General features: G+C 76.8%; 9 protein-coding genes. 4 read left to right on the top strand and 5 right to left on the bottom strand.

Features of this window, described 5'->3' with window-relative positions; genetic code table 11:
• Nucleotides 1–72 precede the first annotated feature (72 nt).
• From EIW28_RS22710 to EIW28_RS22700, 3 genes are all read right to left on the bottom strand, one after another.
• The gene (locus tag EIW28_RS22710) at nt 73–684 is read right to left on the bottom strand and encodes a hypothetical protein (protein ID WP_125250005.1); all 612 of its coding nucleotides are present in this window, start codon (nt 682–684) and stop codon (nt 73–75) included.
• A 156-nt stretch (nt 685–840) separates the two neighbouring features.
• Nucleotides 841–1,134 carry a DUF1330 domain-containing protein gene (locus EIW28_RS22705; RefSeq protein WP_125250004.1) on the bottom strand — a complete coding sequence of 98 codons (294 nt, stop codon included), beginning with the start codon at nt 1,132–1,134 and terminating at the stop codon, nt 841–843.
• Nucleotides 1,135–1,268: 134 nt separating this feature from the next.
• Entirely contained in the window at nt 1,269–4,043 is a 2,775-nt protein-coding gene (locus EIW28_RS22700) for an AfsR/SARP family transcriptional regulator (RefSeq protein WP_125250003.1), read from the bottom strand.
• A gap of 150 nt (nt 4,044–4,193) precedes the next feature.
• On the opposite strand from EIW28_RS22700, the gene EIW28_RS22695 reads away from it, so the two are divergent.
• Nucleotides 4,194–4,862: a hypothetical protein gene (locus EIW28_RS22695; protein WP_125250002.1), complete on the top strand. Its 669-nt coding sequence runs from the start codon at nt 4,194–4,196 to the stop codon at nt 4,860–4,862.
• Nucleotides 4,863–5,424: 562 nt separating this feature from the next.
• On the opposite strand, the gene EIW28_RS22690 is transcribed toward EIW28_RS22695, so the two are convergent.
• Nucleotides 5,425–6,807: a hypothetical protein gene (locus EIW28_RS22690; protein WP_125250001.1), complete on the bottom strand. Its 1,383-nt coding sequence runs from the start codon at nt 6,805–6,807 to the stop codon at nt 5,425–5,427.
• Between the two features lie 4 nt (nt 6,808–6,811).
• A complete protein-coding gene (locus EIW28_RS22685; protein ID WP_125250000.1) occupies nt 6,812–7,132 on the bottom strand; it encodes a hypothetical protein in 321 nt (106 codons plus the stop codon).
• Between the two features lie 163 nt (nt 7,133–7,295).
• On the opposite strand from EIW28_RS22685, the gene EIW28_RS22680 reads away from it, so the two are divergent.
• The 3 genes from EIW28_RS22680 (at nt 7,296) to EIW28_RS22670 (ending at nt 11,128) form a co-directional block, all read left to right on the top strand.
• Nucleotides 7,296–8,960, top strand: a complete 1,665-nt coding sequence (locus EIW28_RS22680; RefSeq protein ID WP_125249999.1) for a hypothetical protein — start codon at nt 7,296–7,298, stop codon at nt 8,958–8,960.
• 9 nt (nt 8,961–8,969) lie between these two features.
• On the top strand, nt 8,970–9,512 hold the full coding sequence (locus EIW28_RS22675; protein WP_125249998.1) for a hypothetical protein: 543 nt from the start codon (nt 8,970–8,972) through the stop codon (nt 9,510–9,512).
• A gap of 947 nt (nt 9,513–10,459) precedes the next feature.
• Nucleotides 10,460–11,128 (top strand): hypothetical protein, encoded by a 669-nt coding sequence (locus EIW28_RS22670; protein WP_125249997.1) that lies wholly within the window; start codon nt 10,460–10,462, stop codon nt 11,126–11,128.
• Nucleotides 11,129–11,132 lie beyond the last annotated feature (4 nt).

Raw genomic sequence — 11,132 nt, 5'->3', positions numbered from 1 at the left:
GGCTCCGCTTTCGCTCGGGGGGACGTCAAGTGTCGCATAGCGGGTCGAATGCCGTGGCCCGCCGCGGCGGGCTCAGACCCAGGTGTAGACGGCGATGTTCAAGCGGCCGTAGGCGAACGAGCCGTCGGAGGAGACGGAGTCGACGGTGGCCGCGGCGACGGCGCCGGTGCCGGTGAACAGGCAGCCCTCGTCGGTGGTGGGGTAGGCGGGCTCGAACCGGAACTCGAGGTAGGTGTCGGCGCCGATCGCGCCGGTGCAGGCGGCGACGTCGGCGCTGCCGCCGTCGTACACGGTCGCGGAGTCGCCGAGGCGGCCGTAGACGACGCCGTACTCGCCGCCGCACGAGGACCAGATGACGTCCATCCAGTCGGCGTAGGGGCCGCCGACGGCGACGGTCTCGCTGTAGCCGCCGTCGTCGAGGTCGATCTGGGCCTCCAGGCACTCGCCGTCGGCGTAGGTCGGCGCGAGGTCGACCTGGAAGGTGCGGTCGAGGACCCATTCGCCGGAGACGCCGTCGCCCGCGCCGGCCTCCTCGGTCCAGTATTCGTCGGTCCACGCGCCGGTGGGGTCGTCGCCGGGGTCGCGGGCCTTCTCGTCCTGCCAGATGACGTACGTGAGGATGACGCCGACGACTCCCGCCAGCGCGGAGACCGGGCCCCAGAAGCCCGCACCGCCGTTGCTCATGCGCCGAGCGTATCGGCGCGGTCCCATTGCGACGGTCCGTGTACCGGTCAACCGGGTGACCGCCGGTCCCGGCGAATCCGGTTAATGCCGACAATCGCGACCCGGTCTGTCGGGTATCCGACACTCATGCCGGCCGGGGTGCGGTTGCGGTGGGCCTCAGGCGATGCGGACGGGGAACAGCACGGTGGAGGCGACGACGCGGTCGCGCTCGGCGGCGCGGGCGGTGCGGCGGGGATCGGCGATGTAGGCGTCGACGGCGGCCTGGTCGGGGAAGCGGTAGACGTGGACCTCGTGGGGGTGCCCGTCGGCGCCGTCGCCGACGGCGCGGGAGACGAGCTCGCCGCCGTGCTCGGGGAGGAGGGCGAGGACGGCGTCCTCGTAGGCGGTCATCGCCGCTTCGGCGCCGGGGCGGGCGCGCAGCAGGCAGCACAGCTCGACGGGTTCGCTCATGCGGTCATCATCGCACCGCCGGCCGGGGCCGGCGCGCGCGTTCCCGCATCGTGCGCCGCCGCCGGCGGCGGGGAGTTCGCCTAGGAGGGCGCGGCGATCTTCGTGCGCGATCCAGCCTCTCACAGGTCCCGCGTCTACCGGTCGTCTTGGAGCGCATGGAGTTTCGCGCGGACGCGCGCGGCCTCGACGCGGGCGCCGGACGCCTCGGAGCGCTGCTCGGCGAGGCGCCACTCGGTGCGGGCGGCGGCCCGGTCGCCCATGGCCTGGCGGGTGTCGCCGGCGAGTTCGCGCACGCGCCCGGCGCGGCCGGGCGCCCCGGCGGCGGTGAATCCCTCGACGGCCCTGCGGTAGTGGTCGAGGGCGTCGCGGTAGCGGCCCTCGCGGTGGGCGACGAGGCCGAAGCCGGTGTCGGCGGCGGCCGCGCCGAGCGGGTCGCCGCGGCGGGCGGCCGCGGAGCGCAGGGCCGCGAAGCTGCCGCGGGCCTCGGCGAGCAGGCCCGCGGCGGCGGCGAGGCGGCCGGCGAGTTCGACGGCGCGGCACTCCCAGTGCCGGTCCCCGGCGTCGCGGAAGCCCGCGCTCGCCTCGCGCGCGGCGGTGAGGGCCGCGTCGCCGCCGGGGTCGAGGCCGGCGCGCAGGTACGCCGCGAACGCGGCCGCCCAGGGCCCGCCGACGCGGGCGGCGAGCGCTCCGGCCCGCTCCGCGCAGTCGCGGGCGGGGCCCTCGTCGCCCTGCGCGGCATGGCCGATCGCGAGGTAGCCCAGGCAGATGAGCTGTTCGAGCGCCTGCCCGCGGCGTTCGGCGGCGGCGAGCGCGAGCGTCTGCGCTTCGAGGAGCTCGTGGCCGCCGGCGCGGTCGACCGCGCGTTCGGCGAGGACGCGGCCGAGCTGCCACACCCGCAGGTCGGCCTGGAATCCGGCCTCGGTCCGCAGGAGGCCGTGGAGGACCCGGTGCTCGGCGTCGAACCACGCCGCCGCGGCGGCGGCGTCGGGGACCGGCTCGACCCGGACGCCGGGCGCGGCCGGCCCGGGTTCGGGGCCGGACCGGCCGGGGGCGAGCAGCCGGTCGGCGCGGTGCGCGGTGTGCAGGTAGTGCTCAAGCATCCGCAGGGCGGCGGCGCGCCGCTCGGGTTCGAGCACTTCGTCCTCGAAGCACTCGGCGGCGTAGGCGCGCAGCAGGTCGTGGATCGAGTAGCGGCCTTCGGGGAGCGCCTCGACGAGGTTGATCTCGGCGAGCGCTTCGAGGGCGGCGCGGGCCTCGGCGGGCGGGGCGCCCATGAGGCTCGCCATCGCGGCGGGCGTGAGGTCGGGCCCGGGGTGGAGTCCGAAGAGGCGGAACGCGGTCGCGTCGCGCTCGTCGAGGAGCTGGTAGGAGCAGTCGAAGACGGTGCGCGGGTCGGAGGCGGCGTCGGTGGAGACGAGGACGCTGAGGACGTTCGCGGCGCCTTCGAGCCGGTCGGCGAGCGCGTCGAGTGCCAGGCGCGGGTCGGCGGCGGCCCAGGAGCCGGTGAGGGTGAGGGCGAGCGGGAGGCGCCCGCACGCGGCGGCGATGCGGCCCACCGCGTCCCGGTGGGCGTCGGCGCGCTCGGGCCCGATGCGGCGGGCGAGGAGCGCCTCGGACTCCGCCTCCGGCATCGGTCCCAAGTGGACGACCTCGGCGCCTTCGCCCATGTCGAGGCCGACGAGGCGGTCGCGGGAGGTCACGATCGTGAAGCTGCCCGGGGCCGTGAGGAGGAGGGGCCGCACGTGCGCGGCGTCGCGGGCGTTGTCGAGGAGGACGAGGACGCGCCGCTGCGCGAGGATCGTCCGGTACAGCCCGGCGCGCTCGTCGAGCCCGGCGGGGACGGCGGGCGCGCCGAGGGCGGCGAGCGCCTCGCCGAGGACGTCCTCGGGGCTCGCGCCGGGCGCGGCCGGGTCGAAGCCGCGCAGGTTGAAGTACAGCTGCCCGTCGGGGAACCGGTGCGCGACGCGGTGCGCCCAGCGGACGGCGAGCGCGGTCTTCCCGATGCCGCCCATGCCGGTCACGGCGGCGAGCCCGGCCTCGGCGCCGGCGTCCATGAGGAACCGGTCGAGGGCGCGGATCTCGGTCTCACGGCCGGTGAAGCGGGGCGTGGCGCGCGGGAGCATCGCGGGGACGGCGGTCGCGGCGGGCGGTTCGGCGGGCACGTCGGCGGCGGGCTGGTCGCGGAGGATCGCGGTGTGGAGGGCGACGAGTTCGCGGTCGGGGTCGGCGCCGAGCGCGTCGGCGAGCCGGTCCTTCAGGGCGGCGAACGCCTCGAGGGCCTCGGCGGTGCGCCCGGAGGCGTGGAGGGCGCGCATGAGGAGGGCGGTGAGGCGCTGCCGGGTGTCGTGGGCGGCGATGATCTGCCGCAGCTCCTCGACGGCCCCGGCGGCGCGGCCGGTGTCGATGTCGGCGTCGATGCGCTGCTCCAGGAGCGCGAGCCGGTACTCGTCGAGGCGGCGGCCGATGGCGCCGGCGGCGCGGCCGGGGAGGTCGGCGAGGGCGGGGCCGCGCCATTCGTCGAGGGCTTCGCGCAGGACCGCGGCGGCCTCCTCGTCGCGGCCCTCGCGGCGCAGCTGCCGCGCCTGGGCCTCCTTCGCCTTGCAGCGCAGCGTGTCGAGCTCGTCGGGGCCGATGCGGAAGCGGTAGGCGCGGCCCACGGTCTCGATGCGGGCGCGGGCGGCCCCGAGCTGGCGGCGCAGCACGCCGACGGTGTTCTGCACCTGCGTCTCGGGGTCCAGGGGCAGGTCGTCGCCGTAGACGGCGGCCACGAGGCCGCTGACGGGGACGGCCCGGCCGGCGTCGTCGAGGAGGAGCGCGAGGATCGTGGTGGCGTTGCCCCGCGGGATCGCGGCCTGGACGCCGTCCACGCGGACCTCCAGGGGTCCGAGCAGGCGCACGTCGAGGGTCATGGCGTCGTCGCTTTCCTCACCGCGGGTAGGGGGGTTCCAGTGTCCCACAGGGACGCCGGGGCCGTCCGGCGTGACGATCCGAGGACCGATCCGTGAGGCGCCGGGCGAGGATGGCGGCAGTCCGGCCGACCGAGCAGAGGAGGGGCCGCCATGGAGCGCGTCACGGTGCCCGACGACTACGAGGACCGCCTCGCCGCGGCGCGGGAGGCGGTCGCGCGGCTGCCGCACGGGCCGCTGCGGGACGGCGCCGCGCAGGCGCTGGGCCTCGCCCCGTCCCGCGACGCGGTCGCCGAGGCGGCGGACGCCGCCGGGCGCGCCGCGGCCCTCGCGGCGCAGCTGATGAGCGCCGGGTTCGACGGCACCGACGCGGGCCGGGTGGTGTGGCTGCGGCTGGACTACACGGGCCGGCTGGGCTCGCTCGCGCTCAGCCCCACAGTGGACCGGATGAGCAACCGCGCGGTCGCGAAGGCGATCGAGTCCGCTTGGGCCGCAGCGGAGGCGGCCCGGGCCGAGCACGTGATGCGCGCCGAGCGCGCCGCCGCCGACCTGCTCGCGCGGTGCGCGCCGGACCCGCGCTCGGCCGAGCTGCGCGAGTGGATCGCGCGCTCCCCGGAGCGGTTCTCGAGCGCGGTCGGCGACGACGACCTGTGCGAGGCGGAGGCGGACCTGGGCGGCCGACTCACCGGGTTCCGGTTCCTGGTCCCGAACACCACGGTCGACGTCGAGTACGAGCAGCTCGGCGCGGAGGTGTCGGCCGCGATCGGCCTGGCGCAGCGCCGGGCCGCCGACCGGCTGTCGGCGGTGTCCACCGCGCGGTAGCCCCCCAGGCGCCCCCGGGGAGTAGTGGGTACGGCCCGGGGCGCGGGACGGCCCGCCGTCCGCAGCGAGGATCTCCTGCGGACGGCGGGCCGTTTCCCTTGCCGCTGTTCAGTTATGCGGGTGTTCACTGCGGCGGTGTCCGGTCCTCGGAGGGATCGCCCCGGGGCCGGAGATCGGCCCCGCGGGTGCTGGTCGTTGCGCCCGTAGGCGTCTCGGGCGCTCGGTTCGGCGGGCACCGGTCGCTGCGCCCGTAGGCGTCTCGGGCGACTCGGCCGGGCGGGCACCGGTCGCTGCGCCCGTGGGCGTCTCGGGCGCTCGGTTCGGCGGGCCCGGCGATCGCCCCTGCCGCGGAGCGGTGCCGGCGCGCCCGCCCGACGCTCGTGCCCATCGCGGGGTCCGGGCCGCGGAGCCGGCGTGCACGCCCCGCGCTCGTGCCCCTCGCAGGGTCCGGGCCGCGGAGCGTGGTGTGCCCGCCAACGCCCGTACGCCTCGCGGGGTCCCCGGGCCGCCGACACCGCGATGCCCCTCGCGGATGCCCGGTCCTGCGGACAGCGAGGCTCGGTCAGTTCTGTTTCGGCTCCGGCAGGTCGAAGCCGGGGAGGGCGAACGGCGGCAGCTCGTCGGGGGCGGGCGCCGGCGGGGCCTCCTCGTCGGCCTCGGCCTCCTGCTCCTCCTGGAAGTCGACGTACGGGTTGTTCTCGGCGGTGCCGATGCCCCACACGTCCTCCTCGGGGTCCTCGGTCAGGAACGACTCGCGCTCGTACTCGTCGTCGTTGACGCCCGCGCCGCGCGCACCGGGCGCGCCCACCATCCCGCCGAGGCCGCCGCCGCGGGCACCGGGCCCGCCGGCCGCGGGGCCGCCGGCAGCCCCGCCGGGACCCGCAACCATGCCGCCGACCGGGAGGCCGGAGCCCGGACCGGAGGCCGCGGGCTCGGTGCCGAGCCCGGCACCGGCGCCGAAGCCGCCACCGCCGCCGCCGGCGAGGCCGCCACTGGGCGCCTCCGCGCCGTCACCGAGTTCGGCGGGGTCCCAGTCGCTCCCGGAGAACTCGGGCGGCGTGTACTCGCCGGGGCCGAACGCGGGCGGCGGCTCGTATCCGGGGATCTCGGGCCGCTCGTCGGGTCCGGGCGCATCGGTCCCGGGCTGCTCCGGGTCCTCCTGCGGCGCTTCGGAACCCTCGTCCTCCCCCAGCTCCTGCTCCGTGTCCTCGTCCTTGCCGTCGCCGTCCTTCTCGTCCTCGTCCTTCTCGTCCTTCTCCTTTTCCTGGTCCTTGTCCTTGCCGTCGTCGTCCCGCTGCCTGGTGGTGCCGTCGCGGTCCCGGTCGCCGGTGTCCGCGGTGTCGTCGCCGCTCTGGTCGTCGTCGGCGACGTCGGTGCGGCGCTCGGTGCGCTCCATCGCGCTCGCCTTGTCCTCCAACGGCTTCAGCTCCTCGGCCGCGCCGACGAGGCCGGCGCCGGTGGCCGCGTCGGTCGCGGTGAGCACGGCGAGCCCGAGCTGGAGCTGCACGGTGCCCTCGTCGGCGCGGGCCTGGAACAGGGCCTGGAGCATCGGCCCGAACGGCCCGGCGGCCGCGATCGCGGCCCAGTGGACGGCGCCCAGCTCGACCTTCGGCGCAGGCCGCACCTCGAACCCGGCGCCGCGGTACGCCTGGTCGAGCGCCCGCAGCTGCTCCACCATGGACTGCATCGCGGCGCCGCCCGCGTCCAGGAGCTCGGCGGCGCCGCCGACCTGCGAGACGACGTCCTCGACATGGTCGTCGACCACGACGGCGTCGGCGTTGAACGCCGTGTTCGCGCGGTCCTCCCAGCCGGCGTTGATCTCGACGACCTTCGCGTCGTACTCGGCCCGGTGCTCGGTCAGGTCGGTCCCGGCCGCGGACATGGCCGCGGCGCAGTCGACGAACGTGGCCGGGTTCGCGGCCAGCGCCTCCTCGTACGTCGGCATCGGGCTACCCCTCCCGCTTGGACAGGCGCTGCCCGATCCGGCGGAAGTCGCGGCCCACGCCCGCGTCGGCGCCCTCCATGTCGTCGGCGCTGCCGCCGACCTGCTCGCCCTGCCAGGCGACGCGGCGCTCGACGCCCGCGGTGACCTCTCCGAGCGCGGCCTGCCAGCGCACGCCCGCGTCGCCGGTGAGGAACCCGGCGTTCCCGGCGGCGGCGGTCTCGGCGGGCGCCTTGACGCGGTCGGAGGCCCTGCGGGCGCCGGGGGCGATCGCCCGCAGGTCCGCGCCGCCGCCGCGCACCGTCTCGACTTCCATGTACACGTTCACTGGTCCTCCTCGCGGGCGGCGCCGGGTCGGGCGCCCGGCGGCCTCCCTGCACTGTGCCCGCCGCCGTCACGCTCCGGTCCCGAAGCGGGCGGTCCGAAGTCGTGACGTTTCCATGACGCGCCGGTCTTCCATTGGGACGCACGACCGAGGGAGGTGCACCGGCATGACGGACGGCGGGTTGATCGAGGGCTCGGCCCCTAGCGGCGACGCTGGCTCCGAGTACGTGACGGTCTTCGAGGCCGGCGGGGGCGGCGACACGGCGCTCGCGTACGGCGCCGCGGACGACGGGGCCGTGTACGACACGGCGTTCGTCGACGAGTCGGCGTACGCGGCGGCCGAGGAGGCCCCGGTGTACACCGAGGCGACCGCGAGCTCGGAGATCGCGTTCGGCGACACGAGCGGGTCGGGCGGCGGGCGGGCCGGGTGCTCGTCCGGGTCGTGCCCGCACCCGGTGGCGCACCCCGCGGAGGCGGACTGGGAGCAGCTCGTCTCGGCCGTCCCCGTCGAGGGGCAGCTGGGCCGGTTCAAGCCGCGCTGCGAGGGCATGTCGTACCCGACCGAGGACGACTTCCGGTCGGCGGTCGCCGCCGTGCGGCCGCTGGAGCCGGACTCGTTCTCGCTGGAGCGGTTGCGCACCGGGTGGACCGAGGAGGTCGCGGCGGTGCTCGCCGACTGGCCGGCGCTCCTGCGGTCGAAGCTCGCTGAGCTCGCGACCGGTTGGGCGGGAACGGACTTCGACGCGTTCGCCGAGACGGCCGACCTCGCGAAAGGGCTCGTGCAGGGCGTGCTCGACGACATCGAGGACGCGGCCGCGGAGCTGAAGCACCGCGAGGAGGCGATCTACACGCTCCAGGGCGGGGACTCCGGCGAGATCCCGTATCCGGCGCCGCTGGTCGGCGCGGACGGGGAGTGGACGAGCCTGGTCGCGATCCATGTGCGGCCCGCGTGGTGGCACGGGGACTGCATCCAGATGGGCTGCGAGGAGGCCGAGGCGGCGCTCCGGCTCGGCGGGGCCGATCCGGCGCTCGCGGCGGAGGTGCGGTCGTTCATCGAGGAGCGCGCGGGGTCGGCGGCGGTCGACGCGGTCGTCTCGGACGTGCGGCTCCAGGCCGGCGGGGAGGCGGCGACGGCGTTCGCGCCGCGGATCTCGGCCGAGCTGGCCGCGTACGCGGAGCGGCACGCGGCGATCGACGAGTCGATCGGGGAGAAGCTCGGCGGCCAGAGCGAGCAGCTCGCGGCGATGCGGACGGCGGGCGCGGACCGGCCGTACCCCGACAGCGCCGACGCGTCCTATATGGATCTGGAGCCGCCGGTGATGGAGGAGCCCGCGCCTCCGGTGCCGCCGCAGGCGACCCAGGATCCGAGCCCGGTGCCGCCGGGCGGCGACGGGTCGGTGCGGACGGAGGACGCGGCGACCGAGTCGGCGCCGACGCGGAGCGAGGCGGACGGGACCGTGACGGGCGGCCTGGCGAGCGGCGGCGGGGGCTTCGGGGCCTTCGGCGGCGGCGCGGGCGGCGTCGGCGGCGGCGTGGTCCCGGGCGGGACGGCGACCGTGGCGGGCGCCGGGGCGGGCTTCACGGGCGCGGCCCCGGGGGTGTTCCCACCCGGCGGGGCGACCGGGCCCGGTGCGGCCGGCGGTTCGGGTTCCGGTTCGAGCGTGGGCGCGGCCCGCGGCGCGGTCGCAGCAGGACGGCCGGCGGACGCGGACGCCCGCAAGAAGCAGGAGAAGTCTGAAGAGGACGAAGCGGAGGAGCAGGAGGACCTGCTGTTCCGGGAGACCGACGACGTCTGGGGCTATGTGCGGCCCGGCGACGACCCGTACAGCTAGGAGGCAGCGGTGGCGCAGGAGCGAGTGTTCGACGCCGAGGCGATCGAGGAGTACCGGCAGTTCCTGCTCGGGCTCATCGATCAGCTCGAGGGGCAGGTGGTCCCGGTGCTCGGCACGGGGACGCTGAGCCGGGCGCCCGCGTTCGGGACCGCGCCGGGCGCGGCCGACGCGGCCGGGCGGTACCGGGAGTTCCACGCCGCGACCTGGCGGAACCTCCAGTACCTGCGCGGCACGCTGCACGGCATGGAGGCGGCCCTCGCCGACATCGCGGGCGGCGGCGCGGACGCGGATGATGAGGTGACGCTCGCCTTCGCCGACGCCGAGGGGACCGGCTCGACTTCGGGCGGAACGACGTCCGACGCGATCCTGCTCGACGGCTCCGGCACGGCGCTGGTCGACGGCGGATCGGGGTTCTACGACGGCACCGGCTCTGCATCGCTCGACACCGGCGGCACCGCCCTGACCGACGGCGGCGGCGGCACCGATCCTGCAACCTTCGTCGTCTCGGAAGCCCAGATCGCCACGGCGGAAGGGGCCACCGCGGAGGCATGAGGCCCGCTCGCGACCCCCGCTACCATCCCAAACCCCCACCCACTCCAGAGGGGACCGAAATCGTCGCCGCACCCGATCCTGCCAAAGGGGTCCGACAGGATCAACGCCGAAATCGGCACGGGTGAATCAAAAGTCACCCGAACGAGTGCGGCGATACGAGCGCCGGCCCGCACCAAAGCACGGGCCGGCGCTTTCCCGCGCCCGGCACCCGGGCGACACTTAGCGCGGCCGGAGCCCGCCCGGCCGCGATGCGAAGCCGGTGCCGCTCAACCCGATCGGCCCCGGGAGACCGCAGCCGGACCGAGGCCGCGTCGGCCCGGTGTCGCCGCAGCGGCATCCGCCGCAGCACCGGCCGGTCCTCCAGGACCTCCCGTCCGCAAGCGGCACCCGCGCAACCCGCATCGCGCTCGGAACCGGCCGATCGCACCACTGCGCGGCGGCAGCCGCCGCGGCACCGGGCGCCAGCGACCGGCGACTCCGGCTGCCCCGGCGTCTTCGAGGCCGCCGCCGGCTGGCTCGTCCTCATTGCCTTCCTCGGCAGCGCCGCCTATCTGGCGCTCTGGTACTTCCACCTCGTCTGATCACCGCTCGACCGAGCCCGCCGGCCGCCTCCTTCCCTTGCCGGAGCAGGCGAAAGTGGACGGATTTTCAGTCCCCTAGGACCTCCCGTCCGCAAGCGGCACCCGCGCGACCGCGATCGCGCTCGGCCCCGGCCGATCGCCGCCGCTGCGCGGCGGCACCCGCCGCAGCACCGGCCAGTCCTCCAGGACTTCCCGTCCGCAGGCGGCACCCGCGCCACCGGAATCGCACTCGGACCCCGGCCGAGCGCCACCACCGCGCGGCGGCGCCCGCCGTGCGCCCGCACCGGGATGACCGATCGGTGACCGATCGGTGGTCGGGGCGCCGAGGCTGGGGGCGTCGGCCGCATGGGCCGGGAGGAGGCACCGATGGACCGGATCGAGATCCCCGCGGACTACGAGGACCGCCTCGCCGCCGCGCGGCGGGCCGCGGCGCGGCTTCCGGCCGGGCCGGCGCGCGAGGCCGCGGGCCGCGCCCTCGCCGACGCGCCCGCGCGGGCCCGGTACGAGCGCGCCGCCGACCTCGCCGAGCGCGCGCGAGTCCTCACCGAGGAGCTCGCCACCCGCGCCTTCGACGGCACCGACCCCGGCCGCGTCGCCTGGGTCCGCCTCGACCACCTCGGCCGCCTCCGCACCCTCGCGCTCAGTCCCACCGTCGACCGCCTCAGCGCCCGCGCGGTCGCCGACGCCGTCGCCGCCGCCTGGAGCGGCGCCGAGAAGACGCGCTCCGAGCACGTCCTCAACCTCGAACGCGCCCACCCCGACCTCCTCGCCGTCCGCCTGCCCGACCGCGGCGGCGACGAGCTGCGCGACCGCATCGCCGCCCGCGCGGCCGACCGCTTCACCGGCACCGCCGAACCCTGCACCGCCGAGGTCGACCTCGAAGGCCGCCTCACCGCGTTCGCGTTCACCGCCCCCGACGCCACCAGGAGCGCCGAATGCGAGGCGCTCGCCGCCCGCGCCACCGCCGCCGTCCAAGCGGCCCAAGCCGAAGCGCACGACGCCCTCGCCGCGCTCCTGTCGCGCCCGACCGCCTGACGCG

Source organism: Glycomyces terrestris (assembly GCF_003933745.1).
GTDB classification, from domain to species: Bacteria; Actinomycetota; Actinomycetes; order Mycobacteriales; family Micromonosporaceae; genus Glycomyces; species Glycomyces terrestris.
This window is presented reverse-complemented; position numbering and strand designations above follow the sequence as displayed.

What these genes read in the sequence shown, in the direction of transcription:
- EIW28_RS22710 (WP_125250005.1), bottom strand. Translation starts at nt 684, where the DNA reads ATGAGCAACGGCGGTGCGGGCTTCTGGGGCCCGGTCTCCGCGCTGGCG.
- EIW28_RS22705 (WP_125250004.1), bottom strand. Translation starts at nt 1,134, where the DNA reads ATGAGCGAACCCGTCGAGCTGTGCTGCCTGCTGCGCGCCCGCCCCGGC.
- EIW28_RS22700 (WP_125250003.1), bottom strand. Translation starts at nt 4,043, where the DNA reads ATGACCCTCGACGTGCGCCTGCTCGGACCCCTGGAGGTCCGCGTGGAC.
- EIW28_RS22695 (WP_125250002.1), top strand. Translation starts at nt 4,194, where the DNA reads ATGGAGCGCGTCACGGTGCCCGACGACTACGAGGACCGCCTCGCCGCG.
- EIW28_RS22690 (WP_125250001.1), bottom strand. Translation starts at nt 6,807, where the DNA reads ATGCCGACGTACGAGGAGGCGCTGGCCGCGAACCCGGCCACGTTCGTC.
- EIW28_RS22680 (WP_125249999.1), top strand. Translation starts at nt 7,296, where the DNA reads ATGACGGACGGCGGGTTGATCGAGGGCTCGGCCCCTAGCGGCGACGCT.
- EIW28_RS22670 (WP_125249997.1), top strand. Translation starts at nt 10,460, where the DNA reads ATGGACCGGATCGAGATCCCCGCGGACTACGAGGACCGCCTCGCCGCC.